The organism is Paenarthrobacter aromaticivorans (assembly GCF_019038615.1).
In the GTDB taxonomy this organism is placed as follows: domain Bacteria; phylum Actinomycetota; class Actinomycetes; order Actinomycetales; family Micrococcaceae; genus Arthrobacter; species Arthrobacter aromaticivorans.
This window is the reverse complement of the sequence record NZ_JAHOPC010000008.1, coordinates 71518-96255: the sequence shown is the minus strand read 5'-3', so window position 1 is coordinate 96255 and position 24738 is coordinate 71518. Positions and strand designations below refer to the sequence as shown.

The window sequence follows — 24738 nt, the reverse complement described above, 5'->3', positions numbered from 1 at the left end:
CTGCCACGAGGGCGCTCTGATCATTCGGAGTTCGGTTAGATGATCACGACTGGCTGGCGGGACCTCGCCACGCAAATTCCATTCTTGACCACGTAGCATTCGACGTAATGGTTACCGGCATAGAGTGTACTTTCCTTTTTCCGCCTCTGACCAGCATCCCTGGTAATCTCGCCTCGCAGGAACTGCTTTCGTTCGGCCTCTAAGCCCGAGTTGCGAACTTTCCAATAAACATCGTAGGGCCCCTTCACACTGGTCCCTTCGACTGCGAAATGAAGATCACGTTGCTTGGGAACAAGCCCCGCACCTGCCCGTAAAGCCCGACGTTGAACCCGATTGAGTTCGCGAGGCGGGGATACATCACACCTGACGCTGACCGTGTCAGTTAGTTGGACAGGGAACATTTCCTCAATGAACCGTTCTTTAGGCGCACGGCGGCCAGTTGAGCTCTTGACCGCCGCGCTGGCGGACACAGGGGCTGCGGTCACGACTGATTCAGGAAACACAGGTCCGAATACCCTCCGCCACGCGGCAATACTATCGTCGACTGTTGAGGCGTCGAACGCTTCTCGGATCTTCGGGGCCAACCTATGAATACTGTCGCGGAAAGCAGCGAACTGACTGTCGGTCCAGCGGTGGTTAAAGGACGTCGTCGGGCAGCTCGGGTCGGCGAGATGTGGTTTTGCCCGCTGTGCCTGTAACCACCGGTCCAAGTCTTCAACCAGGTGAAGGAGGGTCGTAGGCACATCTTCGTAGTAGTCGCCGTCAAGATCGCGCCAGCCGTCCACAATGTTTCCGACCATAGTCGTCAGTAGGACTGACTTCAGCTTGAACGCACCCTGATGATCTCTGAGGTACTTAAGGAGACGGATGACCTTGCGAAGGTTCCGGTTGGTCAACCGGTCTTTTTCCTGAAACCATTCAGAGAAGCCGACAGGATTCGTGTCCTCAAACTGGTTAGTATTCCGATTGACGATGACCTGCCGGCCATTGGCCATCACAACGTAGGTGATGATGTCGATGTGGCAGTCGTTGGCGTACGTCACCCGGACGCAGCGGTCCTTCTTGGAGCTCATGCCTCCGTAGATCGCGTGATCAGACAGCGCGCTGTAGACAGCATTCGCGTAGCTGCGTGGGTTCTCATTCCAGGCTTCATCCTCGCTGAGTTGAACGAGGAAGTCTGCGTCGAATTCAAGGCCAGCAGCTGGACGGATGATCGTTTCATGGGCCCACGAGCCCTGCGGGACCGTGTCGAGGACGCGACCGTCCAACGCACCCGCCGCCTTTAACGCCTCTGTGATGCGGGCGACCCTTGTGTCGAGGTCTTCCAGCCGACTCGCGTTCAGGTTCACCGTATCGGTCAGCACTTTGCCGAAGTACTGGGTCAGTTTCATTATTTCCCAACTTGGATGGCGGGGACGTAATCGCCGCTCGGCGTGCGGTCATAGAGCTGAATTGATGGATATACATCACGTGACAGAACCCGCCCGAACTCCACAGCGGAGGAAAGGGGCATAGCTGCAAACACATGTAGGCGACGGACGTGTTTATGGCCCCGGCCTTCCATCTCGGCGAGCATCCGTCTGCAAGCGTCACTGAAGGCGTCTAGTTCCCGCGGTCCCGCCAGGACATCCGGGTGGGCAAGCTGATCGACAGAGAGCTCAATCACGGGGAGGTGGCGAACCCGGGGCGGCAACTCATCCTGATGAATGGTGCCGCTGACATTAATCACGAGAGTTGCCTCGGAACTGGCAGGCTCCAGGTCTGGCACGCTGAAGGTAAACGTGACTGTCCCGTCCGGTGCAGGCCATTTCCAGTCGCCGGTAGTTCGGTGCTTCTGATAGACATCGACCGGGACTTGGTCGTCTAATTGAGCCCCAAGATAGACCAGGAGCGGCAGACGAGCGAAAGCGAACACACTTAAATGGATGATTTCATCGCTGGCAACCGCTTCCGCCACCTTGGTTTTGACAGCCCTGTCGATCACTTGGCATGCCGCCGCGTAATACTCGGGCGACGGCCCGTCTTCGCCGGGTAAACCGCGCAGGTCTATCTCCACCATGTTCCTCGTGGACAAATCGAACCGCGGCATTCGTCCGGCATTAGCCATCACCGCAGTCGCGACAGCGTCCCGGCCAACCTCGGCTGGGCTTCCGCGCAGCCAACCCACCATCCGAATTGGAGTGGTCCGGTTGTACTCACCGAAGCTCGTCGCTAGAAAAACCTGGTCCTCATGCTTCCGCTTCAATTCACGAAGAAACGGAACCGTAAAAGCATCCCTTGAACCCCATTTGTCGATCTCGCTGTGCTCGTCATCGCAGATAAGCATCAGGTTATCGGCGTTGTCGCGCTCCTCATCCGTCAACACCTCGCCCAGGCCCCTAGGCGACTTCGCACTCGCCTTTTGACCGACTATGTGGGCTGCCTGACCGAATGTCAGTTCCCTGTAGCCCAACTGGCCTTCAAGAAGATGCCGGCGGCAGATCTGACAGCGGCCACCAGACCTGACCCACAGCTTCAACCGCTCTGGATCAGGAATCTTGCGCTCCGCCATCTACTACCTCCCGTTATTCTGATGGTTTGGAATCTCGCTCATACTCGCGTTGCCGTACGCAAAGGACTCTTGCGCCGGCGATGAATGACGGTCTTAGAACTCCCAGTCCTCATCCTCAGTGTTGACAGCCTTGCCAATCACGTAGGAGGAGCCCGAGCCGGAGAAGAAGTCGTGGTTCTCATCGGCATTCGGGGAAAGTGCCGACAGGATGGCCGGGTTCACGTCGGTGACGGAGGCCGGGAACATGGCCTCGTAGCCGAGGTTCATGAGGGCCTTGTTGGCGTTGTAGTGCAGGAACTTCTTGACGTCCTCGGCCAGGCCGACGCCGTCATAGAGGTCGTGCGTGTACTGGACTTCGTTTTCGTACAGCTCGAAGAGAAGCTCGAACGTGTAGTCCTTGATTTCCTGCTTGCGGGCCTCGGAAACCTTCTCCAGGCCCTTCTGGAACTTGTAGCCGATGTAATAACCGTGAACGGCCTCGTCACGAATGATGAGGCGGATGAGGTCGGCCGTGTTCGTGAGCTTGGCGCGCGAGGACCAGTACATGGGCAGGTAGAAGCCCGAGTAGAAGAGGAAGCTTTCCAGCAGCGTGGAGGCCACCTTGCGCTTCAGGGGGTCGTCGCCCTGGTAGTAGTCCATGACGATCTGCGCCTTCTTCTGCAGGTTCTCGTTCTCGAGCGACCAGCGGAAAGCGTCGTCAATCTCCTTGGTGGAGCACAGGGTGGAGAAGATGGACGAGTAGGACTTGGCGTGCACCGATTCCATGAAAGCGATGTTGGTGTACACGGCCTCTTCGTGCGGCGTCAGCGCATCCGGGATCAACGACACGGCGCCGACGGTCCCCTGGATGGTGTCCAGCAGGGTGAGACCCGTGAAAACGCGCATGGTGAGCTGCTGCTCTTCCGGCGTCAGCGTGTGCCACGACTGGACGTCGTTGGACAGCGGCACCTTTTCCGGAAGCCAGAAGTTGTTGACCAGTCGGTTCCAGACTTCCACGTCCTTGTCGTCCTGGATCTTGTTCCAGTTGATTGCTTCGACGTGGCTAAGCAGCTTGACCTTTTCGGTCATTTCATCCCCTTTTAGCGTTGGGTTCTTAAGGTAAGCGTACGACGGCGGGTGGTGACCCGCCGTCGTAATCTTTAGTTTTGCAAGCGGCAACTGCCGCAAGATATCAACCGATACAGGTTGATCAGAGCATGCAGCTGACGCAACCCTCCACCTCAGTCCCTTCCAGCGCGAGCTGGCGGAGACGGATGTAGTAGAGGGTCTTGATGCCCTTGCGCCATGCGTAGATCTGCGCCTTGTTGATGTCGCGGGTGGTGGCGGTGTCCTTGAAGAACAGCGTCAGGGACAGGCCCTGGTCCACGTGCTGCGTGGCAGCTGCGTAGGTGTCGATGATCTTCTCGTAGCCGATTTCGTAGGCATCCTGGTAGTACTCCAGGTTGTCGTTGGTCAGGTACGGAGCCGGGTAGTAGACGCGGCCAATCTTGCCTTCCTTGCGGATCTCAATCTTGGCAGCCACCGGGTGGATCGACGAGGTGGAGTTGTTGATGTAGCTGATGGAACCGGTGGGCGGCACGGCCTGCAGGTTCTGGTTGTAGATACCGTGCTCCATGACTGAGGCCTTCAGCTCGCGCCAGTCATCCTGGGTGGGAATGTGGTGGCCCGCGAAGAGCTCGCGGACACGCTCCGTTGCCGGAACCCATTCCTGCTCCGTGTACTTGTCGAAGAACTCGCCGGAAGCGTACGTGGACTTCTCGAAGCCACCGAACTTCTGGCCGGTCTCGATGGCGAGGCGGTTGGAGGCGCGCAGAGCGTGGAACAGCACCGTGTAGAAGTAGATGTTGGTGAAGTCCAGGCCCTCTTCGGAACCGTAGTGGACGTGCTCGCGGGCAAGGTAGCCGTGGAGGTTCATCTGGCCGAGGCCAATCGCGTGGCTCTGGGCGTTGCCCTGGGCGATGGACGGCACCGAGTTGATGTAGGACATGTCCGACACGGCGCTGAGGGCGCGGATGGACGTCTCGATCGAGAGACCGAAGTCCGGCGAATCCATGGTCTTGGCGATGTTCATGGAACCGAGGTTGCAGGAAATGTCCTTGCCCACGGTCTCGTAGCTTAGGTCTTCCGCGTAAATGGACGGCGATGAAACCTGCAGAATCTCCGAGCACAGGTTGCTCATGGTGATCTTGCCGTCGATCGGATTGGCCCGGTTCACGGTGTCCTCGAACATGATGTACGGGTAGCCGGACTCGAACTGGATCTCCGCGAGGGTCTGGAAGAACTCACGGGCACTGATCTTGGTCTTCTTGATCCGGGAATCGTCGACCATCTCGTAGTACTTCTCCGTGACGGAAATGTCGGAGAAGGGGACGCCATAGACGCGCTCGACGTCGTACGGGGAGAAGAGGTACATGTCCTCGTTCTTCTTGGCGAGCTCGAACGTGATGTCCGGGATCACCACGCCCAGGGAGAGCGTCTTGATGCGGATCTTCTCGTCGGCGTTCTCGCGCTTGGTGTCCAGGAAGCGGTAGATGTCCGGGTGGTGTGCGTGCAGGTACACGGCACCTGCACCCTGGCGCGCACCAAGCTGGTTGGCGTAGGAGAAGCTGTCTTCGAGGAGCTTCATCACGGGGATGACGCCGGAGGACTGGTTTTCGATCTGCTTGATCGGGGCGCCGTGCTCACGGATGTTGGTGAGCGAAAGGGCAACACCGCCGCCGCGCTTGGAGAGCTGCAGTGCGGAGTTGATAGCGCGTGCAATCGACTCCATGTTGTCTTCGATGCGGAGCAGGAAGCAGGAGACGAGCTCGCCGCGCTGGGCCTTGCCTGCATTCAGGAAAGTGGGGGTCGCCGGCTGGAAACGGCCATCGATGATTTCGTCAACAAGGCGGCTGGCAAGTTCTTCGTTACCGCGGGCAAGGTGCAGGGCAACCATGCAGACACGGTCTTCGTAGCGCTCAAGGAAGCGCTTGCCGTCAAACGTCTTCAGCGTGTAGGACGTGTAGAACTTGAAGGCGCCAAGGAAGGTCTCGAAGCGGAACTTCTTCTTGTATGCACGGTTGAAGAGCTCACGGATGAAGTTCATCGTGTACTGGTCAAGGGTTTCGCGCTCGTAGTACTGGTTCTTCACCAGGTAGTCGAGCTTCTCTTCCAGGTCGTGGAAGAACACGGTGTTGTTGTTCACGTGCTGCAGGAAGTACTGGTGCGCGGCTTCACGGTCGGCTTCAAACTGGATCTCGCCGTTGGGGCCATACAGGTTAAGCATGGCGTTGAGCTCGTGATAGCCCAGACCCTTATAGGCCTCCGGCAGTGGCTTCTTGGCCGTTTCCACAGTGCCCCCGGTTACTTCTGTTTCTGCGACAGTAGTGTCCAAAACTTTTCCAATCCTTGATTGACCCGATCGACGTCTTCCGGCGTCCCCATGAGTTCAAACCTGTAGAGATGCGGTACGTTGCACTTGGCGGCGATGATGTCTCCCGCTGCGCAATAGTTGTCCGCGAAGTTGGTGTTTCCTGCACCGATAACACCACGGATCAGTTCCCTGTTCCGTGGGTTGTTGAGAAACCTGATGACCTGCTTGGGCACTGAACCTTCGCCGTTCGTGCCGCCGTAAGTCGGCAGGACGAGGACAAAGGGTTCAAGTGCTTGAAGCGGAGCATCGTGCGCATAGAGCGGGATGCGCGCCGCATCCCTGCCCAATTTCTGGACAAAGCGCTTGGTGTTCTCAGATGTCGAGGAAAAGTAGATGAGGTGACTCCTCGTGGTCACAGTGTCCGTGTCGCTGCGCACGGATGCCGTTGCCAGCGGTGCCATGGGAGTCACCTCGACTACATAGGAATTCTTGCTTGCTGTGGTGGCGAAGTCCGAAAGGAAACTTAGGCCACGGAGGAAACGGCCTGGGCCAGTTCCTCGATCTTGTCCGGGCGGAATCCAGACCAGTGGTCCTGCTCGGTCACGACTACAGGAGCCTGCATGTACCCCAGCGCCTTGAGGCGTTCGAGTGCCTCGGCGTCCTGGGAGATGTCGACACTCTGGTAGGCAATGCCCTTCTTGTCGAGTGCCCGGTAGGTTGCGTTGCACTGAACACAGGCCGGCTTCGTGTAAACCGTAACGGTCATGATCCCTGTCCCCTTAGTTGAAGTCTGTCGCTCTTCGTATCTGGCGGGCTCAACCGGAACTGAATACTGAATCCGATACCGGCCCGCAGGCTGCTGTGGCAGCCAACACGCTTATTTAGTCTTGTGCTGGTTTCCCGCTCAATCCGTAAACCGATACTACATGTAGTGCAAGCGCCTCGCCGGGACCCCAAGATGATGTATTACAAGTATGTCATTCAATCCACCGCTCGTCCACAGGGCAGGTGCCTCAAAATGTCCGTGATTCCGCCAAAGTGAGAGATGAAATCCACACCCTGTGGACTACTTAGCCACATTTAATCTCCAGCGTGTCGCCGGGTTCCGGCGTGTCGTGACACTTTGAAAATGTGGCGTGGCGAACAGCTAAAATCTGCTGATGGTCAATCTTCTCCATCTCAGGACCCTGCTGGAGGTCACCCGACTGGGTTCCTTCGCTGCAGCGGCCGCGCAGCTTGGCTATACAGCCTCCGCCGTTTCCCAACAGATGGCCGCGCTCGAACGGGATACCGGCGTCGAACTGTTCCAGCGTTCCGCGAGGAGCGTCGTTCCCACCGAAGCGGCTGTCACCATGACGCGGCACGCGTCCAAGGTACTGACCGACGTCGAAGCACTGATGGCGGCAGCATCAAGGACCAACGATGCGCCAGCCCAGGAATTGCGGCTCGGCATCTTCCCGAGCCTTGCCACGTATGTGCTGCCGGACATCCTCAGGAATGAGCGGTGGAACGGACTGGGCATAGAGCTGCGGGTATCAGTCGCTGAGCCGGCGCAGACCATCCAGGGACTGCGCAGTGGCGGAGAATTGGACGTCGCCCTCGTGTACCAGGTGGGACAGTCCGGATTGGCGTGGCCACATTCCCTGGAGCGGCAATGGATCGGCGACGACGACTTTCGCGTGGTGCTGCCCGCTTCATGGAAAATCCGCGAGGATGCCGAGATTGAGGCCGCACACCTCTCGGACATGCCGTGGATCATCCACCACCCGGGCACCAGCGACGCCCTGGTGATCGAACGCTTGTTTGCCAGCTGCAACCTGCATCCCCGCGTCGTGGCTTACAGTGACGATTTCCACGCCAGCCTGGAGATGACCGCGGCTGGCCTGGGTGCTTCGCTGGTACCGGAACTGGCGTTGCGCAACAGGCCACCCGGCGTCGTGGTCCTTGACGTCCCGGACATCCGGCTGGCACGAAACGTGTTCGCGCTGCTCATCAACGAAAAGCGCACAGCGCAAGTGCAACTGTTTACGCAACTCCTGGCCGACACCCTCCGTGGCACCTCCGAAAAGAGCGGTTTGCACCCCCTGAAATCAGCGCCTGTCAAGGGTCCGCAGCGTCGGAGGTGAATTCTTCCCAATTGCTGGAACCGGCCCCATGTTGGGGTTAGATTGATCACATGGGCAAGGTAGCGAGCACACATTTTGGGGAGATCGAGCTCAATCACGGGCGTGAACATTGCTTCGTGACCAAACACGAACTCGGCGGCAATCAGCTTGAGCTGGACCTCAACGTCACGGCGCAGGACCACTTCGACGAGGCTGCCATGCACAAGGTGGACTATCGTTTGCGCTTCCTGCCGGAGCTGGTTGACCAGGTCCGGGAGATGATCGCCGATGAGCTTGACCAGGACGGCACCAACCCGCAGCAGTTCCTGCATTTCCATAGTTCCCAGCTCAAGGAAGAGCAGCTCGAATCGGTTTTCGGGGTCAGGGACAAGTCCCAGCTCACCAACGACGTCTTCCTCAAAGCCCTCAAACTGGGTCATGTGGCCATCTACCCTGGCCAGCCCGAGCGCTACTTCGTCCTGGACTTCACCCTCGGCTCGCACTTCACGGATGAGCTGCTGGTAGTGGCCGCCGATGAAGACGGCGTGGTGGATGACGAAATCCTTTGGGAGTCGTGAAGGACACGTTCTTAATCGCAAGACGGTGGCGGGGAGAAGCGGCCAGGTACGTTTATCTTGCGTATTCCTGGCGGAGGGCCATTGTGTTTACGCGGCCAGCCGGCCGGGATGGCCGCGGCAGCGCAAGCTTGTCCAGCACGTCCAGGGCGTCAGCGTGCTCATTGAACGTGTACAAGTGAATGCCCGGTGCGCCGGCATCCAATGCTGCATTGGCAAGATCCACGGTGGCCGCGACGCCGATCCGCCGACACTCTGCTTCAGTGTCCACGGCAGCGAGGCGCTCCACGAGTTCCACGGAAGGGTCGACGCCGGCTAGCTCACCGAGGCGCTTCAGCCGCCGGAGGCTGGTGAGCGGCATGACACCGGGAATGATCGGAATGGTGACCCCGGCCCGACGTGCACGGGTAACCAGATCAGAGTATTCGTTCGCGTGGAAGAAGACCTGCGTGATCGCGAAGTCTGCACCGGAACGCTGCTTGGCCAGGAGAACTTCGACGTCGTGTCCCACACTCGGCGATTCAGGATGCCTGGTGGGGTACGCGGCCACTCCGACAGCGATCTTGCCGGCGCAAAGAAGTGCTGAACGACGCTGCTCCACGCGGCGGATCAGTTCGATCAGATCCTGGGCATACCTGAGTGAGCCGCTGGCAGGCTGGCTTCCTCCCTTGGGCAGATCCCCGCGCAGTGCCAGGATGCCACGGACGCCGTGGTCCAGGAGCTCGCCAATGATCTCCGCCAGTTCCGCCGGTGTGTTGCCTACACACGTCAAGTGGGCCAAAGGCCGAAGCGTGGTTTCGAGCAGGAGGCGGTTGATGAGGTCAACGGCGGTATCCCGGTTGGATCCACTGGCGCCGTACGTCACGGAGACGTAGTCCGGCTCGGTGGCTTCGAGTTCACGGATCGTGGTCCACAGGGTTTCTGCGGCCGCCGGGGAGCGAGGGGGAAACAGCTCGTAGGAAAGTGCTACGGGCGCCGCTCCGGCGGGGTTGGAATGTAGGTCAAGGCTTGGTGGCGACATTTGCGTCCTGGCTGTTCGTCATCGAACCTCACCCATGGATCCAAGGAATCCATTGATTGCATGATCGATGAATTGAGTTTGGGATACACGAAAGAACTCCAGCAGGACGCAGCAGCGACTGGTACGCCTCGAATGAAGCTTTCCGTGTGCAAATGTCAGGCCCACATGGGGGCACCCACACCCTCCTCACCGCCCTTGCGGGGCGGATCCAACGGAGGATCGCTGACACGTTACCGCGGTAACTTGTTTACGACTGTAGGTCGTGGGCGCCGGGCGGTTCAACTCGACCACCGAATTAAGACGCGGTTTTACGATCCGTGAAGATGGATCTGTGAACTTTGTTCGCCGAAAGGCGATCTGCAGTGGAAATCCTCCTGCAGGTGAAAGCTTCACCAGGGCTTGTCTACGCCGGACTCATTCCCGGGGCTGCGTAGATACTCCTCGCGTTCCTGCCCTTCTGCCCGCTCTCGGTGGGCCTCTTGCGCGTTCTTTCCCAGCTTCTGGAGTTGCTCCTGCTGTTGGTCAGGCGGCGTATCCTTGGCTGGCTTCTCCGCATCGGCCCTTCCGTCGGAGCCCGAAGCCATCTTGGCTTTAAGCCGATCAGCAGCTGAATCCAGGGCCTTCCCCTCTCCGGACGAATTTCCGGGACCTTCCTGCGCACACTGGGCAGGTGAGGACTCGATGACGTCCAACGCTTCACGAAACAACGTGGCTGCCGTCGGCTTACTGCCTGCCGACAGGGCAGCATCACCCAGTTTCTCGACGCTCAACACCAGATTGACCCGCACCTGGCATTCATCCTGGCCGGCGCCGGCATCCAACGCCGCCTCGAAGTCCTTCCGCGCCGCAGTGAAGTCGCCTGCCAGAACATGGGCGTCGCCGGATGCAAAGTAGGCCTTGTGCGACTCGAACGAGTTTGCAACCTGCAGCCACGAAGCGGCCCTGGCTGCGCCATCCTGATCGGAGGTTTCGAAGGCACGTGCAGCGTAGCCCCCCAAGGGACCCACGCTCAGGAGTTTCGCTGCCACGGCGAGCGCAAGCAGAGCCGGTGGAGCGGACCACAGCGCGAGGCGGCGTCTCCGCCGTCGAACATTGTTCATGCCAGTGGCTCCTTGGCTTTCGGGGGCAGTCTTTGACCCCGCACTTCCCGTAGCGCGATGAAATGCCGCACGGGTTCGTGAAGGGCCAGCAGGAATCCGGCGAGCGCCAGGAGCCAGTAGAGTTCCACGCGGCCGGGTCCGTCGTCGTTGGTAGGCGTGAGGGCTCCAGGCTGGGCTTTGGCAAGCATGTCAGCCGTGGGTTGGCTCCCGGCCCGGTGGACGTATGGGACCTGGAGTTGGCTTGCGATGTTTTGCAGTTGCCCTTCGTCGATCCTGGACACTGCATCCTCGCCCGAGCCCTTGTCCTGCAGATACCGGACTTCGGTATCCGAGGTGTCCTTCATCCGGCCGCCCTGCCCGGTGCCGTAACCGAGCACCGCTCCCCCGCTGACGCTGTTCGCATCCACCGGCAGCGGCACTGGTGCCTCGGCGGCCGTGTTCTCGCCGTCCCCGGCGTAGAACACTAATGCTGGACGTCCTGGGTGCTGCTCCCGGGCGGCCGCGAGCCTGTCTTTGAGCAACGCTCCCGCACCCGTAACGCTGCTGCCGTTGGCGTACCGCGGGTTTTGCGGCTGCAGTGTTGTCATAGCGGTTTGCAGCGCGGTGGCATCCTGGCTCAACGGCATGCGGACGGTCGCCTTGTTGTCGAAAGTGATGAGGGAAAACCTGGCGCCCGCTAGTTCCTTGGCGATGGCCATCACGTCGCTCGTCGCCCCTGACAAGCGGGTGCCTGTGCCGTTGTAGTCCTCTGCGGCCATGCTGGTGCTGGTATCGACAACGAAGAAGACATCCACGTCCGCGACGGCTGTCCTTGCCTCGCTGCCGGGCCACCCTGGTCGCAGCGCGGCAAGGACCAGAAGCACGACGGCGGCGCCCCGGACGGCGGCTGACCGCACCGACCCTTTTGGTCCCGTGCTGCCGGGGACCGGCCCGCGAACGATGGCCCACAGGGTGAGGGCTATGATCCCGACGCCTATGGCAGCGAGGAGCGCCCACGGAACAATTGGCAGAAGTGTCACGGGTTCAGCCTCCATCCCAGGATCACCATTCCGGCACCCGCCAGCAGCGCGGCCCCAAGCGGCAGCGCCGGGCTATCGCTGACTACAACCTGGGGCGCGGCCAGGTAGCTGCTGGCCTCGGTCTCCTGCACTTTCTGGACTATCCCTGGCACCGCATCAGGACTGTCCAGAGCGAAGTAGCTGCCCCCGGTTCCTTCGGCAACCGCCTTGAGTTGGCCACCAGGCTGATCAGCTTGACCTCCGTAGTCAAAGTCGCCGGGGTTCAGTGCATACACCTTGACGTTCTTGCTGCGGGCCAGCTCCCCGGCCTGCTGAAGGGTGAAGATGGGGTCCCCTGAGAGGAAGTTGTCAGTCGCCAGCACAACAGACCGCGAGCGCTTGGCGTTGCCGGCGTCCGATTCAACATCCGGGAAGCCCTGCACGCAGGATGCCAGGCCGTCGCCGATCAGGGAGGATCCTCTCCCGTTCCATGTCCCGTCGAAGAAGGATCCTGCCCCGCTGTCCAGGGCCTTCTGGGCTGCGGTCAGCTGTTCGGCCGCATAGTCGTAGTCGTCTGTCAGCGGGAACAGTTGGACGCTGCTGCTATCGAAGATCACCATGCCGATGCGCTCGCCATCGAATTGCCGGGCGAGTTCCTGGAACACTTTGGCGATGGCGGCGTCCGTACTGGTCATGGATCCTGAAACATCCAGGCAGAGGATGATGTCCCGGTTCCGGATTTCGGGCTGCTCCGTGGTGCGCTGGGCAGGTCTTGCAGCGGCTGTGGCTGTGGCCGCCAGAAACAACGCACCCAGGACCATGGCGAGGACCAACGTGGCCTTGTACCGCCGCAGCACCTTTTGGTACTCGGGAAGGTCGGTGAGGCGCTCGCCGTGTGCCACTGGCCTGCCCGTCTGCGACCGACGCCGGATTAACAGTCGGGCGGCAATCACCAGTGCCAGGGCAGCAAGGGGAAGAATCCACCAGTAAGTCAGTTCCACGCCCGCACCACCTGGCGTGCGGTGTTTGCGGAGTCCCGAACGGATTGCATGGCTACGGGCGCAAATTCGTTGGGGTAGATCAACGCGATACCCACGGCGAACTGATCCAGTCCGTTGCGACGCAATTCCTCCAGTGTCATGGAAGTGGCCGGAAGGCCTGTGGCTGCACCCGCAAATTCCCGCACGAGGAGACTGAGTCGCTGGTGGGCGTCGCGCCCCGGGAGGCGGCCGGCGTCGGCCTCCCTTTCGAGGGTATCTATCGCTGACAGGCAGCTGGCCCGCAACGTTTCCAGATCGTATGACGTCCCGTGCGCGCCTGCCGGTGTCTTTGGTGCTGCTTTGCGAACAGGCCACAGGATCCATCCGTACCAGCATGCTACGAGCAGCAGCAGCACCAAGCCCAGCCATAGCCACAGCTGCTGATATTGAAGGGGCGCGTAGAAGCCCGCGTTATCCTGCACGGTTGCTACCCTTGGCGGACTTCGCGCCCGAGCGGTGCTTCTCCAGGAGCGCGAACACCGCCGTGAGGACGTCGCCCGTGGCGCCAACCGACTGCTCAGCAATTCCGAGCCTGCGGAAGAAGACGCTGCGCTCCTCCTCACGTCTCCGCATTGCGCTGGCGTATGCCGCACGAACAACGCTGTTCCCCGCCACCGGCGCAGGGATCCGCTGGCCGTTCCCAACGTCGAAGCTGGCCTCCTGCGTAGGCGCCGGGTTCCCCGGTTCCCTGGCCATGCGGGCGTCGAGGATAGTGAGCCAGAGGACTTCGTGCCGGGCCCTCAGGCGCCGAAGCAGCATTTCAGTGTGGGCGTCGGGCCTAACCTCATCGGCGAGAACGGCAATGAGCAGGCGGCCCTTCAAGAACCTCAGCGCGTAGTCGAGTTGCGCCGTGATAGCGCTCGCCGGCCCATCCAGGGAAATGCCGGCCTCCACTTCCCGGAGCAGCCGCTCCAGGTGCTCTTCACCGCTTTGGGGCGGGAGGTAGCGGGAGGTGAGGGCCGAGCCGTGCAGGAGTCCGACGTCGTCCCCGTGCCTGCAGGCGAGATAGCCCAGCACGCCGGCAGCGTCAACGGCAATGTCTTTTTTTGCTTCACCCGAGGCGGCGTGGGCTGCCATGTTCCGTCCTGTGTCCACGAGCAGCAGCACCGAGTGACGGCGGACGGCCACATAGCGTTTGACGAGCGGTGATCCGTGGCGGGCAGTGGCTTTCCAATCAATGTCCCTGACTTCGTCGCCAGGTACGTACGAGCGCAATTCGTCAAAGTCCAGGCTGCGGCCCTTGAAGACAGAACCGTATTCGCCATCCAACAGGGTGAGGGTCCTGCGATGGGCGAAGATGAACATCTTCGACTTCACGCGTCGGAGGAGGCTGGGCATCCGGTGACCGTTACGGCGTCTGCACGGACGCGAGCACCGCATCAATGATGGTTTCCACGGGGATCCCTTCAACCACGGCATCGAACCCGAGCACGATTCTGTGGCGCAGGATCCTGTGGGCCAGTTTCTTGACGTCTTCCGGGATGACATGGTCCCGCCCGCTTAGGAGTGCCAATGCCCTCGCAGCCTGGCTGAAGGCAATGCTGGCCCGCGGACTTGCACCGAACTCAATGAGGTTGGCCAAACGAGGCTCCAGATATTGTGAGGCGTTGCGCGTCACATAGGCCAGGCCAACGATGTACCTGATGATGGCAGGATCAACGTAAACCCTCTTGACGAGTTCCTGCACCTGGACGATGGCGTCCAGGGAAGCGGCTGCCGGGGGCTTCTGCGCTGCGCTGTACACCCCGGCATCTATCCGCCTGATGACTTCGGCTTCCTCCGCCGGGCTCGGATAGTCCAGGACGTCCTTGAGCATGAAGCGATCCATCTGTGCTTCCGGAAGGCGGTAGGTTCCCTCCTGCTCAATCGGGTTTTGCGTTGCCAGCACCAGGAAAGGCTCGGGCAGCGGATATGACTCGCCACCGATGGACGTCTGCCGTTCCTGCATCGCCTCCAGCATGGCGCTCTGCGTTTTGGCGCTGGAACGGTTGATCTCATCAAGGAGCACAATGTTCGCATGAACGGGTCCCAGTTGGGTGACGAATGTGCCTTTGGCTGCATCAAATATCTGGGTGCCGGCGATGTCGCTTGGCAACAGGTCCGGAGTGCACTGGATCCGGCGAAAATCCGCACTTACCGACTCCGCGAGAGCTTGCGCTGCTGTGGTCTTGGCCAGACCCGGAACGCTCTCCAAAAGTACATGTCCGCCGGTCAGGAGGCCGATCATCAGCGTCTCCTGCAGCCTCGACTGGCCTACCACCTTGGTCTCAAAGCTGCGGATAATGCTGCCGACGAGCTGCTGGGCACGGGCCAGGTCCGGTGCATCGATTCCGGTCGTGGCTGTGTTCTGAAGCACTCGTGGTCCCCTCGCTGGCGTGAATCCACTCTATCCAAGCCTCCCCTGAACAAGCCCGCAATGGGGAGCTCTCCCCATGGGCGCTTCTGAGGTCTATCCTTTTGCCATGCCTCAGCTACCAGCCCGCTATGAGCAGTACCTCAACGGCCAAAGCCAGCGCGTCATCGACGCCGTCCGTCCAGTTCTGCTGCAGTCCGCCGCAGACCAAAGGCACGGAGTCCGGATTGTGTACAACGCAGGCCCCACCGGACACCAGGCTCATCTGGACGAGTCGATACCCTACGGCGAAATAGTCGAGGACATCGACTAGCCCTTTACCGAGCCGGACAACGCGAAGGAGCTACCCACGCTCCGGGATACCAGCACGTACAGCAGCAGCACCGGCACTGAGTACAGGATGGAAAACGCCGCCAGCTGCCCATAAGCTATGGCGCCATGCTGGCCAAAGAAGCTGAAGATGGACACCGCAGCTGGTTGCTTGGCTGTGGAGAGCAAGAGGATGAAGGGGACGAAGAAGTTTCCCCATGCCTGGATGAAAACAAAGATGAATACAACGCCCAGGCCCTGCCTCATAAGCGGCAGCACGATGGTGCGCAAGGCCGCCATGCTTGAGGCACCATCCATCCATGCCGCCTCCTCCAATTCCAAGGGAACGGAGTCCATGAAGTTCTTCATCATCCAGATGGCCATGGGCAGCGTGGTTGTAGCCATGAAGAATATGGTGGCCATCATGGAATCGAGCAACTGGAGCTGGACGAACAACCCGTAGACGGGCACCATAATGGCGGTCACTGGCAACGACGTCCCGAAAAGCACCGAGTACATGAACGGCTTGTTGAACCTGGACTGGTAGCGGGACAGCGGATACGCAGCAAGGACGGCTGCCACCAGATTGACCGCCGCTGTTCCGGCCGAGAGAAGGAAACTGTTCGTCAAGGGCTGGAACAACAATTCCGGAGTGAACACCGCGCCAAAATTATCCATCGAAGGCGCCGACGGCACCGCTGTCTGGTACCCGGCGTGAGGATCGACGGCGGCCAGCAGCAACCACAGCAATGGCGCCACAAAGCAGAAACCGATCACGGCCAAAGCGATGTCTGCCGCAATCCGCGGCCTGGACATCACGGCTTCTGCTCCCTGAGCAGGCGGACATAGACAGCGCCGAAGACCACTCCCAACACAATCAATACCGAAGCAACAGCCGTGCCATAGCCGATATCCCCAAATTTGAAGGCCTCTTGGTAGGCCAACACCGGCAGGGTGGTACTGGCATTGGCTGGGCCACCGGCTGTCATCACCCAAATAAGCGTGAACACGGCCAACGTCTGCAGGGTAATCAGCATCAGGTTGGTGGCGATGCTGCTCCTGATCAGTGGCAACGTGATAAATGCCAGGCGCTGCCAGCCTTGCGCACCATCCATCAAGGCAGCTTCCGAGACATCCTGTGGCACGTCCGCCAGGGCGGCCCTGTACACAAGCATGGAGAACGCCGTTCCCCGCCACGTGTTCGCCAGGATAATCGCGACAAGCGGGAACGTGTACAGCCAGTCCGGCCCCTTCCCGCCAAAGAGGGCCAGCATTTGATTCAGTGTGCCGTCACGGTTGAAGTAGGCATAGGCCGCGAAGGCGGCCACGATTTCCGGGAGTATCCAAGCTGCTACCACCGCCGTTCCTACCCACGAGGAAACTGCCTTACGTGAGCGCCTCATGAGCAGCGCGATGAGTAGACCGAGCACATTCTGGCCGAGCACGGCCGAGGCCGCGACGAAAACAACAGTCAGCCATGCCGCCAGTGGAAACGAGTCATCGCTGAACATCCGGACGTAGTTCTCCAGCCCCACCCACTGTGGATCCCGGGCCGCCCGGCCTGAAAGAGCGGCGTTGGTGAAGGACGCATAGAAGGACCAAGCCACCGGGGCAAGCAGGAACACCAGCAGCAGGAGAACGGAAGGAACAACCGGCAGCAGCCGCAGGTAGCGGCGAATCGTCATTTCCCTGCTGTCATTTCTTTGATGTCATCTCTCCAGCACCTTGCCATCACCAACAAGCTTGCGGACCGTGGCGTCATACTCCGCTGCGGCATCTTCAGGGCTTTGCTTTCCAGTGATGACAGACTCGGTGGCTACCTGGACCGCCGTCGAGATCCTTGGGTAATCTGCGGTAGCCGGGCGGTAATGCGTCACCTTCACCAACTCCGAGACGTCCTTCACGAACGGATTCGCCGAAAGGTAGCTCGATTCCGATGCAACATCCGTCCGCACCGCTATCTGGGAGTTGTTAACGTCAAAGGCCAGGGCATTCTTCTTGTTCAGCGCGGTGGTGAGGAACTTGAACGCAAGCTCAGCGTTTTTGCTCTTGGCACCAACTGCAAGGGTCCACCCACCGGACATGCTGACGCCGCCGGGCTCCTGTCCGTTCCGCGTGGGGAACATGGCCACACCCATTTCCTGCTCGTAGCCTGCCCACTCATAGGCCCCGCCTTTTTGCCAGAACGACGGCGTATACGAGCCTTCCACGGTTGCCGCGAGTTTGCCCTGCGGGAACCACTCGCCAAAGACTTTCTTCCAGACATTGGCGTCGAGGGCTTCGGCCGGGCTCACTGCAAGCTTTTCGTCGTAAAGGGTCTTCAGGAAAGCCAGCGAGTCAGTAAAGCCCTGGGAGCCCACCACCCACTTCTTTTCCTTTTCGTCGTACAGCGTGCTGTCAGTCCCGTAGAGGAGTTCGTAGAAGCTCTGCATGACGGTGCCCTCGCCGGTACCCTTGCCGGCGTACATATTGAAGGGAATCACGCTTGGGTCCGAGGCTTTGATGGCACGTGCCGTGGACAGGATGTCTTCCCACGTTTTGGGCTGCCACGGAACAGCAATTCCGGCCTTCTGCAGCACTGCCTTGTTGTACCAGATGGCACGGGTGTCAGTGCCGAGGGGCACCGCGTAAATACCTCCGTCATCGGCCCGACCTGCTGCTTTGGCGGCTTCGTTGAACATGGACCAGTCGTCCCACTTTTCAAGATAGCTGTCCAGCTTCAGGAGGTAACCGGCGTCGACGTCGGAACGCACCTTGAACGTGTCCTCATAGAAGACGTCCGGCGCGGTGTCCGGGGAACGCTGGGCCAGGGCGAGCTTGGTTCCGTAGTCGTCGTCGTTGGCTTGGATCGGTTCGAGGTTAACCGTCACCGAAGAGTTGGCCGCCTCGAATTCCTTTTTGGCGTCCTGCATGACGGTATCCAGGGCCGTGAACGAATCGGATTTCTGGTAGACGATCTTCAAGGTCTTGTTCTCGGCAGCAGGCGTCGTCGAGGAACAAGCGGTTGCAGCGAGAAGAGCAGCTACGACGGGAAGGACGGTGGCAAACCTCATTGGGCGGCGCATTTTGCTCCAATCGAGTCAACGTGGCTGAGTAATTAGCCCTCCAGCAGGAGCCGTTGGGCACGTGGTGCCAGCGTGTGCTCCAGCACGAGGCATGCCGCACCAATGGCGCCCACGTCCTCACCCACTCCGGAACCCACAACTTCAATACCGTGGATCATGCGTGCCGCACTGTTTTCAGCTATCAGGGCCGGAACACGATCCAGGAAGTACTTTGACATCCGCCCCCAGAAAGGACCGCCGAAAACAACGCGTTCCACGTCCAGGGTGTTGGTCACCACCGAGACAGCACGGGCCACGAGGGTGGCTGACTTGTCAAGGATGGCAATGGCTTTTTCGTCGCCGGCGTCGGCTTTGTCGCACAACAAGGCGTAACGTTCCTGGACCTGCGGGCCGTCTGCATCCTCGCCATGGCTGTCAAGCACACCGGCCGCCTCCGCCTCAGCAACGAGGACCTGAGGGATACACGAGGATTTCACACAACCACGGAGCCCGCAGTCACACTGGGGGCCCATCGGATCAACGATGATATGGCCGATTTCGCCCGCGTTACCGGACGTTCCACGGACCACTTCATCGTTCAGGACAATGCCGCAACCAATACCGGTGCCCATATACATGAAGACGAAACTGCCCGCACCGCTGGCCCCGCCGGCCCAGGTTTCGGCCACTGCGGCACTCGTTACGTCCTTGTCCACCAGCGTCTCCAGCCCGGTGGCCTCCGTGAGGGCTTCCCGGATACGCACGCGATTCCACCGAGTCAACAGCGGCGGCTCCACAACGGAACCTTCATCGAGGTCGATCGGGCCCGGGACGGCTACGCCGAGCCCCGCGATCTTGGATGCATCCACGCCCGATTCCTCAATGAGGACCTTGATCTGCTGGGCGATGCTCGTGATCACCGCCGCAGGGTCACCACCGGGAGTAGCCATCCGCGAGTGCCTGACGACATCGCCAAGGAGGTCCAGGACGACGAACGTGATGACTGCCGGGTCAAGATGGACGCCCACCGCATACATGCCCGATGGGTTCAGCCGCAGGATGGTCCGCGGCTTTCCTGGGCCAGTACCCTCTTTGCCAGCCTCCACGATCAAGTGCTGGTCAAGCAGGCGACGGGAAATATTGGAGATTGTCTGGGGGGACAGGCCAACAATCTGCGCTAGTTCAACACGGCTGAGCCCACCCGAGGACCTCCGGATCGCCTCCAGAATGACCGTCAAATTAAAGTCACCCATGCGGGGTAGATTCGTTCCGCGCCTCGGTGTGGGCTGCCGGATCTCAGTCACTGATTCCCCTAAGTAATTTTCGAAAAAACATCATCGTACTTCGTCTTTGTCTGAATCGTACGATACCCATGCTCACACGGGTATGCGCACACGCAGGCAACGGTGTCAGGGGTTGGTAACGATGAGACTAAATTCCTGTCTGGAAGCGCCGGACCGGCTCATCCACGACGACTCCGCGTCACTGTGAACTTCGGGTTCCGGCCTTCCTCCACGGTGGGACCTATGAGCCGCTCAAGGGTGGGCCTGTATTGCAGGTGGCTGTTGTACACGGTCCACAGCTCGCCGCCGGGCGCGAGAACGCGGGCGGCCGCTTCGAACATCTTCAGGGCAGCGCCGGCATGCACGCTTGCTCCAAGATGGAAAGGTGGATTCAACAGGACGAGATCCGCGCTGCCTGCTTCAAACGTCGACAGGGCGTCGTCGTGGATCACGGAAATCCGGGATTCCAGTCCGTTGGCAGCTGCCGTGGCTATAGCTGATGCGACAGCCGCCGCCGACTGATCACTTGCCACCAGGCTCGCCTCCGGCTGGTGTCGGGCAAACATCGTGGCAAGAATGCCGGTCCCACACCCCAGATCCACAACGCGTCGCGCTTCAGGCATCCGGTCCAGGAAGGTCAGGAGGTAACGGGTTCCGATGTCAAGGCGTGCACCCGAAAATGCAGCACCATGAGCACAAACCGTGATCCCCAATTCCTGCAGCTGCTCCACAACAGGGTAGGGAGGCTCGCTGGAAACCGGTTTGGGATTGCTGGCCACCAGAACCCTGGACTTCTGCCGGGCAAGTTGCGGTTGGACAGAAGAGAAATAACGGTCCAGCACTTTGTTCATACCCAGGGACATGTGCTTGATGCGACCCCCTGCTAGCAGGACCGCATCCGGCGCTGCATAGCGGGCAACGGCGTCGGCGTTTTCCTCCAGCTCAGCCAGCGATTTCGGCAACTGCATGAGCACCAGATTGGCGCCCTCCAAGAGTTCAGCGCCCAATTCGTGGGAACTGAACCGTCCCTGCAGACCAGCTGCTTCCGCATTGCGCTGCAGCGCAAGCCTGCCGGTGTAGAGATCCTGGTTAACGCGGACGTGCCCGACGCCGGTCCCCACCAAAGCGCCCAGCGTCAGGGCACCGTACCGGTCGCCAATGACGACAGCGTTGGTTTCGGGCAGGATGTGGTCCGACGCCGCCATCTGCAGCAACAGCTTGTCCGTGGCGTCGTAAGCCTGAAGATTCACCGCCTCGACATCGGGGAACCTGCGCAGCGCGTTGAACAGTGACTCCAACTGCTTTGCGGTCACGATCCTGTTTCTCGCTTTCCCTTGTCAAATTTCCCGGGCGGCTTATGCAGACCTCGTAAGAAATTCGTTCGCTTTAGTGTCTCGACTTCGTGCTGCCTTCGGAGGAATGTGGATGATGCAGCATGCCAAGCACCTGTTGTCGCGTCGGATGGCGGACCCATACCCTGACGGCAGCAGGCACCGGTCCCGCCCAACCGACGAGCCAGGCCCCGGGACCACACTTAACCGGCTCCCTTCCCTGAGAGCAAACCATGAGTGTCAATGTTGTCACGCAACTCCAAGTGAAATCACACAACTCTCCCGACGAAACGCGCAGCCCGGACAAGACGACGGTGGAAGTCGTCACTGTCGGAGATTACACAATCGGCCGGACTACCTTTGAACCCGGCTGGACCTGGGACGACTGCATCAAACCCGTAGTCGGAACCGACTCCTGCCAACTCAGCCATGTAGGCTTCTGCGTCTCCGGCTCCATTGAGGTGGAAACCAATGATGGCGCACAGATCAGCATTTCCAGCGGCGACTCCTATTCGATTCCACCGGGACACCATGCCCGGGTGGTAGGCGATCAGCCCTTCCAAGGCATCGAATTCCTCAGTGCAGCCGAGTTCGCCGTCCGCCCGGAATAGGAATCCGTCCAGCTAACCCACGAATCCCGCCGAGGGACCAGAAAGCAAAAGACCCCGCTCACCTGAGCGGGGTCTTTTATCCGAAGTGGAGCTGAGGGGACTCGAACCCCTGACCCCCTGCATGCCATGCAGGTGCGCTACCAGCTGCGCCACAGCCCCGGATCTCGTTGATTTCAGGAGGAAGATTTCCCTTCCCGTCGAAGCAACTCGTCAATACTAACCACATTCCCCTGAGAAGCGAAATCAGAGGAGCGTGATCCCCATCACGGGCATCAGTGGGCATTTCTGTCCTACTCAAACCCGTAACCTCGCAGCCGGGGTGCGCTGGATTGCTCCACCGCACCTCCCCCCAATCGGCTGCGCGGGAGTCACATCAAGCCCCCGCCTGTGCGACTCCTCTTGAAGTCTAGAATCACGGGAAGAATAAACCAAACCGTCCAGTCGGTTTTACGCGCTGAAATTTAAGCACGATGGTAGCGTTGTGGGGTCCGGCGGCGCGTTTCTGCTGGCCGTCCCACACCGGAACAAGCGAGAGGCTCCCCCACCGCCCATGCAGCAACGTGCGAAAGACACCCGCCTTTCCGTTATTGAAGGCGCCGCCCATGTCTTCGCAGAAGTTGGGTACGGCAACGCAAGCCTGAGCGACATCACCAAGCGTGCCGGAGTCACCAAGGGAGCACTTTACTTCCACTTCACGTCCAAGCGGGAGCTGGCTTTGGCAGTCATCGAGGAGCAACATGCACTAGTCCTGGCGGCCGGTGCAGGCATCGTAGGCTCAAGCATTCCGGCCATGGACAAAATCATTGGCCTCTGCAGGATGTTCGGCCGGCAATTGCTGGACGAAGCAATTGTCCAAGCTGGGATCCGACTGACATTCGAAGCATCCGCATTTGACGCCGATATCTCCGGCCCCTATCAGGACTGGATTGACACCGTGGAGGAACTGCTCCGCCAAGCCCAAGTCGAGGGGGCAGTCCGGACCACGCTGGATCCTGCCGCCTTTGCCCGCTACCTGGTTGCTTCCTTCACCGGAGTCCAGATGGTTTCCAACGTCCTCACTGCCCGCACGGACGTACTTCGCCGCATCGACGAAATGTGGGAATTTATGCGTCCGGCAATCGAAGCGGGCGCTGACAACTAGGGCGAGGCCGCACGCAAAAAAGGTTCTGCCCTTCTTCATCACGAAAAAGGGCAGAACCTCAAGAGTGGAGCTGAGGGGACTCGAACCCCTGACCCCCTGCATGCCATGCAGGTGCGCTACCAGCTGCGCCACAGCCCCATATTCTTGCTGCTTCACGATCAACTTCCCAGTCATCCGCGCGACTTTCCAGCCATCCGCGCCGAAGCAACTCAAATATCTTAGAACAGCGTTTCCGAAAATTCCAAATCGGGCATATTCGGATGCCAGCCTATGTTTAGAGCTCTGATTCCCCCGCTGGCGCTGCCTTTGCCGAGGCGTCATCCCCAAGTTCAAGGTCAACTACGGGGCAGTCCTTCCAAAGGCGCTCCAGGGCGTAGAAAACACGGTCCTCTGCGTGCTGGACGTGGATGACGATGTCCGCGTAGTCCAAGAGCACCCAGCGGCCTTCGGAACGGCCTTCCCGACGAACCGGGCGAAGGTCCTGCTTCATCAGTTCTTCCTCGATGCCATCAACGATTGCGTTGACCTGGCGTTCTGTGGGCGCAGAGGCAATCAGGAAGACGTCAGTCAAGGCGAGGCGTTCGCTGACATCGAGGGCAACGATGTCTTCTGCCAGTTTGTCGGCCGCGGCACGCGCGGCGTGACGGGCGAGGGTGATGGATTGTTCATGTGCAGACACGGGACTCCTTGTTGTGGCCGATGGCCTGTAAATGGCGTTAGCCGGGTTCTAGCGGAATTAGCCGCTGGTGATCATGATGATGCCGACGATGAGCGCGACAACACCCAACGCCAGGACGCCGAGCTGCAGCAGCCTGTTACGCTGCGCGCGGGCCAAGCCGGCCGTGTTGGCGTCCAGGGGGTCAAGCCCGTAAGCCGCGCTGGCAGCAATCGGCGGACGCTGCGTTTCTTCAAGCTGTTCATCGACGGCGACAGGCCGCTTCCGCGCATTCCTTGCCACAGCCTCGGCCCGGGCGAGAACACCCGAGCGGCCACGTGTGCCTCTTCCGTTTGCCGGGGCGTTGCCGGTACCAGCGGTGGGACCCGAAGACGTCACGAGAGGCACAAATGTGGTGCTGGGGCGCTTCATGACCGGGCGTTCAATGCCGGGAACCTTGACGAACTCCAGGGGCGTGACCATGGCAAGGTTGTTGGCAGTGGAGGGGCCTACCGAAACTCCGGAAGACTTCTTTCCTTCGGCCGCACCAGCTATTGCTGCAGGGACCTTGGCTTCGGCTTGGTTCTGTTCGGCAAGCTTCTGCTTGGCCGCTGCCCGCCTGTTCAGCACCGCGGCACGCTCGGCGAGGGCAATCTGCTGGGCAAGGACTTCAGGATCGACAGCCAGTGGATCCTGCTCCGCAATGTGCTCAAGCTTAGAGGTTTGATTCTGGACCTGGGCAGCGATCAGTTCGCGTACCGCAAGTGCCTGCTCCACAGACATTTCAGATTCAGCAGGACCAAAGCTGGCTGCCGAATCGTCGTCGGAATCTTTGGCGCCTGCATCAGGCGCAGCCTTGGCGTCCACGGGTTTACCGGCTGGCTTATCGGCTGGTTTGCCGCCCGGCATGGGGACGATGGGGTTGGCAGAGGTGGCGACTTCTGCCTGGAGTTGCTGCAGGCGAAGCTGGCGACGTGTTGGTGGTCCACCGCCGGATAGCTGCTCTTCCTTGTCTGCGAGCTCTTTGATGGCACGCAGCGCCGCGCGGTCACGGGCGCGGATCTGGGAGGACCGCTCCTGCGCGGTGGCACCCACTGCGTCTACAGGTGCGTCCGCCGCACGACGATTACGACCAGTTACAGCATTCTCCGCTGCGTCCATTACCTGGGGTGGCGTAGCTTCCGCCTGCGGTGCCTGGTTCTCTTCGCGGGCGCGGCGAAGCTCACGCCTGCTGCGGATGGGTCGCTGTTCCTGGCTGCTCATTCAAAA

The 24738-nt window shown here is 60.2% G+C and carries 25 protein-coding genes and 2 tRNA genes; 5 read left to right on the top strand and 22 right to left on the bottom strand.

The features are described from left to right. Window positions 1-35 precede the first annotated feature (35 nt). From KSW38_RS13930 to nrdH, 6 genes are all read right to left on the bottom strand, one after another. A complete protein-coding gene (locus tag KSW38_RS13930; protein WP_216925515.1) occupies window positions 36-1391 on the bottom strand; it encodes a nucleotide-binding domain-containing protein in 1356 nt (451 codons plus the stop codon). After that, complete coding sequence (locus KSW38_RS13925; RefSeq protein WP_216925514.1) at window positions 1391-2551, bottom strand: SAVED domain-containing protein; 1161 nt, start codon at window positions 2549-2551, stop codon at window positions 1391-1393. The genes KSW38_RS13930 and KSW38_RS13925 overlap by 1 nt, the downstream gene beginning before the upstream one ends. Window positions 2552-2644: 93 nt before the next feature. Continuing rightward, a complete protein-coding gene (gene nrdF, locus KSW38_RS13920; RefSeq protein ID WP_216925513.1) occupies window positions 2645-3619 on the bottom strand; it encodes a class 1b ribonucleoside-diphosphate reductase subunit beta in 975 nt (324 codons plus the stop codon). A gap of 121 nt (window positions 3620-3740) precedes the next feature. Then, entirely contained in the window at window positions 3741-5882 is a 2142-nt protein-coding gene (gene nrdE, locus KSW38_RS13915) for a class 1b ribonucleoside-diphosphate reductase subunit alpha (RefSeq protein WP_308169382.1), read from the bottom strand. An 11-nt stretch (window positions 5883-5893) separates the two neighbouring features. Continuing rightward, complete coding sequence (gene nrdI, locus KSW38_RS13910) at window positions 5894-6364, bottom strand: class Ib ribonucleoside-diphosphate reductase assembly flavoprotein NrdI (RefSeq protein ID WP_216925512.1); 471 nt, start codon at window positions 6362-6364, stop codon at window positions 5894-5896. Between the two features lie 62 nt (window positions 6365-6426). Then, window positions 6427-6669 (bottom strand): glutaredoxin-like protein NrdH, encoded by a 243-nt coding sequence (gene nrdH, locus KSW38_RS13905; RefSeq protein ID WP_011775022.1) that lies wholly within the window; start codon window positions 6667-6669, stop codon window positions 6427-6429. A gap of 394 nt (window positions 6670-7063) precedes the next feature. Here nrdH and KSW38_RS13900 point away from each other — a divergent pair, with 394 nt between their 5' ends. Both KSW38_RS13900 and KSW38_RS13895 read left to right on the top strand, forming a co-directional pair. Next, on the top strand, window positions 7064-8029 hold the full coding sequence (locus tag KSW38_RS13900; protein WP_216925511.1) for a LysR family transcriptional regulator: 966 nt from the start codon (window positions 7064-7066) through the stop codon (window positions 8027-8029). Window positions 8030-8079: 50 nt separating this feature from the next. Further along, entirely contained in the window at window positions 8080-8586 is a 507-nt protein-coding gene (locus tag KSW38_RS13895; protein WP_216925510.1) for a DUF2004 domain-containing protein, read from the top strand. Window positions 8587-8638: 52 nt separating this feature from the next. Here KSW38_RS13895 and KSW38_RS13890 read toward each other — a convergent pair whose 3' ends face one another. The 7 genes from KSW38_RS13890 to KSW38_RS13860 all read right to left on the bottom strand — a co-directional run bounded on the left by KSW38_RS13890 (window position 8639) and on the right by KSW38_RS13860 (window position 15098). Further along, on the bottom strand, window positions 8639-9604 hold the full coding sequence (locus KSW38_RS13890; RefSeq protein ID WP_216925509.1) for a methylenetetrahydrofolate reductase: 966 nt from the start codon (window positions 9602-9604) through the stop codon (window positions 8639-8641). 389 nt (window positions 9605-9993) lie between these two features. Next, a complete protein-coding gene (locus KSW38_RS13885; RefSeq protein ID WP_216925508.1) occupies window positions 9994-10704 on the bottom strand; it encodes a hypothetical protein in 711 nt (236 codons plus the stop codon). Continuing rightward, window positions 10701-11723, bottom strand: coding sequence for a vWA domain-containing protein (locus KSW38_RS13880; RefSeq protein ID WP_308169374.1), 1023 nt, complete (start codon window positions 11721-11723; stop codon window positions 10701-10703). Before KSW38_RS13880 ends, KSW38_RS13885 begins: the two co-directional genes overlap by 4 nt. Then, on the bottom strand, window positions 11720-12703 hold the full coding sequence (locus KSW38_RS13875) for a vWA domain-containing protein (protein WP_216925506.1): 984 nt from the start codon (window positions 12701-12703) through the stop codon (window positions 11720-11722). The genes KSW38_RS13880 and KSW38_RS13875 overlap by 4 nt, the downstream gene beginning before the upstream one ends. Further along, window positions 12694-13164, bottom strand: coding sequence for a hypothetical protein (locus KSW38_RS13870; RefSeq protein ID WP_216925505.1), 471 nt, complete (start codon window positions 13162-13164; stop codon window positions 12694-12696). Before KSW38_RS13870 ends, KSW38_RS13875 begins: the two co-directional genes overlap by 10 nt. Then, the gene (locus KSW38_RS13865) at window positions 13154-14080 is read right to left on the bottom strand and encodes a DUF58 domain-containing protein (protein ID WP_216925504.1); all 927 of its coding nucleotides are present in this window, start codon (window positions 14078-14080) and stop codon (window positions 13154-13156) included. Before KSW38_RS13865 ends, KSW38_RS13870 begins: the two co-directional genes overlap by 11 nt. Before the next feature lie 10 nt (window positions 14081-14090). After that, window positions 14091-15098 carry an AAA family ATPase gene (locus tag KSW38_RS13860; RefSeq protein WP_216925503.1) on the bottom strand — a complete coding sequence of 336 codons (1008 nt, stop codon included), beginning with the start codon at window positions 15096-15098 and terminating at the stop codon, window positions 14091-14093. 76 nt (window positions 15099-15174) lie between these two features. Between KSW38_RS13860 and KSW38_RS13855 the strand changes: the two genes are divergently transcribed. Then, the gene (locus KSW38_RS13855; RefSeq protein ID WP_216925502.1) at window positions 15175-15408 is read left to right on the top strand and encodes a hypothetical protein; all 234 of its coding nucleotides are present in this window, start codon (window positions 15175-15177) and stop codon (window positions 15406-15408) included. Here the strand turns inward: KSW38_RS13855 and KSW38_RS13850 are convergent. From KSW38_RS13850 to KSW38_RS13830, 5 genes are all read right to left on the bottom strand, one after another. Next, complete coding sequence (locus KSW38_RS13850; RefSeq protein WP_216925648.1) at window positions 15405-16220, bottom strand: carbohydrate ABC transporter permease; 816 nt, start codon at window positions 16218-16220, stop codon at window positions 15405-15407. The two genes, KSW38_RS13855 and KSW38_RS13850, sit on opposite strands and share 4 nt — an antisense overlap. Next, on the bottom strand, window positions 16220-17089 hold the full coding sequence (locus KSW38_RS13845; protein ID WP_216925501.1) for a carbohydrate ABC transporter permease: 870 nt from the start codon (window positions 17087-17089) through the stop codon (window positions 16220-16222). Before KSW38_RS13845 ends, KSW38_RS13850 begins: the two co-directional genes overlap by 1 nt. A 24-nt stretch (window positions 17090-17113) precedes the next feature. Beyond that, window positions 17114-18469: an extracellular solute-binding protein gene (locus KSW38_RS13840; protein WP_216925500.1), complete on the bottom strand. Its 1356-nt coding sequence runs from the start codon at window positions 18467-18469 to the stop codon at window positions 17114-17116. A 32-nt stretch (window positions 18470-18501) separates the two neighbouring features. Further along, window positions 18502-19701 carry an ROK family transcriptional regulator gene (locus tag KSW38_RS13835; protein WP_254186489.1) on the bottom strand — a complete coding sequence of 400 codons (1200 nt, stop codon included), beginning with the start codon at window positions 19699-19701 and terminating at the stop codon, window positions 18502-18504. A gap of 209 nt (window positions 19702-19910) precedes the next feature. Next, window positions 19911-21044 (bottom strand): class I SAM-dependent methyltransferase, encoded by a 1134-nt coding sequence (locus KSW38_RS13830; RefSeq protein WP_216925498.1) that lies wholly within the window; start codon window positions 21042-21044, stop codon window positions 19911-19913. A 251-nt stretch (window positions 21045-21295) separates the two neighbouring features. Here KSW38_RS13830 and KSW38_RS13825 point away from each other — a divergent pair, with 251 nt between their 5' ends. Beyond that, window positions 21296-21673 (top strand): cupin domain-containing protein, encoded by a 378-nt coding sequence (locus KSW38_RS13825; RefSeq protein WP_216925497.1) that lies wholly within the window; start codon window positions 21296-21298, stop codon window positions 21671-21673. 86 nt (window positions 21674-21759) lie between these two features. Here KSW38_RS13825 and KSW38_RS13820 read toward each other — a convergent pair. Further along, a tRNA-Ala gene (locus KSW38_RS13820) sits at window positions 21760-21832 on the bottom strand. Window positions 21833-22223: 391 nt separating this feature from the next. Between KSW38_RS13820 and KSW38_RS13815 the strand changes: the two genes are divergently transcribed. Next, window positions 22224-22814 (top strand): ScbR family autoregulator-binding transcription factor, encoded by a 591-nt coding sequence (locus KSW38_RS13815; protein ID WP_216925496.1) that lies wholly within the window; start codon window positions 22224-22226, stop codon window positions 22812-22814. A 65-nt stretch (window positions 22815-22879) separates the two neighbouring features. Here the strand turns inward: KSW38_RS13815 and KSW38_RS13810 are convergent. The 3 genes from KSW38_RS13810 to KSW38_RS13800 form a co-directional block, all read right to left on the bottom strand. Further along, a tRNA-Ala gene (locus tag KSW38_RS13810) sits at window positions 22880-22952 on the bottom strand. Window positions 22953-23088: 136 nt separating this feature from the next. Beyond that, window positions 23089-23493, bottom strand: a complete 405-nt coding sequence (gene rsfS, locus KSW38_RS13805) for a ribosome silencing factor (RefSeq protein WP_216925495.1) — start codon at window positions 23491-23493, stop codon at window positions 23089-23091. A 57-nt stretch (window positions 23494-23550) separates the two neighbouring features. Further along, window positions 23551-24732, bottom strand: coding sequence for a hypothetical protein (locus KSW38_RS13800; protein WP_216925494.1), 1182 nt, complete (start codon window positions 24730-24732; stop codon window positions 23551-23553). Window positions 24733-24738: the final 6 nt, after the last annotated feature.

What these genes read in the sequence shown, in the direction of transcription:
- KSW38_RS13930 (WP_216925515.1), bottom strand. Translation starts at nt 1,391, where the DNA reads ATGAAACTGACCCAGTACTTCGGCAAAGTGCTGACCGATACGGTGAAC.
- KSW38_RS13925 (WP_216925514.1), bottom strand. Translation starts at nt 2,551, where the DNA reads ATGGCGGAGCGCAAGATTCCTGATCCAGAGCGGTTGAAGCTGTGGGTC.
- nrdF (WP_216925513.1), bottom strand. Translation starts at nt 3,619, where the DNA reads ATGACCGAAAAGGTCAAGCTGCTTAGCCACGTCGAAGCAATCAACTGG.
- nrdI (WP_216925512.1), bottom strand. Translation starts at nt 6,364, where the DNA reads ATGGCACCGCTGGCAACGGCATCCGTGCGCAGCGACACGGACACTGTG.
- nrdH (WP_011775022.1), bottom strand. Translation starts at nt 6,669, where the DNA reads ATGACCGTTACGGTTTACACGAAGCCGGCCTGTGTTCAGTGCAACGCA.
- KSW38_RS13900 (WP_216925511.1), top strand. Translation starts at nt 7,064, where the DNA reads ATGGTCAATCTTCTCCATCTCAGGACCCTGCTGGAGGTCACCCGACTG.
- KSW38_RS13895 (WP_216925510.1), top strand. Translation starts at nt 8,080, where the DNA reads ATGGGCAAGGTAGCGAGCACACATTTTGGGGAGATCGAGCTCAATCAC.
- KSW38_RS13890 (WP_216925509.1), bottom strand. Translation starts at nt 9,604, where the DNA reads ATGTCGCCACCAAGCCTTGACCTACATTCCAACCCCGCCGGAGCGGCG.
- KSW38_RS13885 (WP_216925508.1), bottom strand. Translation starts at nt 10,704, where the DNA reads ATGAACAATGTTCGACGGCGGAGACGCCGCCTCGCGCTGTGGTCCGCT.
- KSW38_RS13865 (WP_216925504.1), bottom strand. Translation starts at nt 14,080, where the DNA reads ATGCCCAGCCTCCTCCGACGCGTGAAGTCGAAGATGTTCATCTTCGCC.
- KSW38_RS13855 (WP_216925502.1), top strand. Translation starts at nt 15,175, where the DNA reads ATGGGCGCTTCTGAGGTCTATCCTTTTGCCATGCCTCAGCTACCAGCC.
- KSW38_RS13850 (WP_216925648.1), bottom strand. Translation starts at nt 16,220, where the DNA reads ATGTCCAGGCCGCGGATTGCGGCAGACATCGCTTTGGCCGTGATCGGT.
- KSW38_RS13845 (WP_216925501.1), bottom strand. Translation starts at nt 17,089, where the DNA reads ATGACGATTCGCCGCTACCTGCGGCTGCTGCCGGTTGTTCCTTCCGTT.
- KSW38_RS13840 (WP_216925500.1), bottom strand. Translation starts at nt 18,469, where the DNA reads ATGCGCCGCCCAATGAGGTTTGCCACCGTCCTTCCCGTCGTAGCTGCT.
- KSW38_RS13835 (WP_254186489.1), bottom strand. Translation starts at nt 19,701, where the DNA reads ATGGGTGACTTTAATTTGACGGTCATTCTGGAGGCGATCCGGAGGTCC.
- KSW38_RS13825 (WP_216925497.1), top strand. Translation starts at nt 21,296, where the DNA reads ATGAGTGTCAATGTTGTCACGCAACTCCAAGTGAAATCACACAACTCT.
- KSW38_RS13815 (WP_216925496.1), top strand. Translation starts at nt 22,224, where the DNA reads ATGCAGCAACGTGCGAAAGACACCCGCCTTTCCGTTATTGAAGGCGCC.
- KSW38_RS13800 (WP_216925494.1), bottom strand. Translation starts at nt 24,732, where the DNA reads ATGAGCAGCCAGGAACAGCGACCCATCCGCAGCAGGCGTGAGCTTCGC.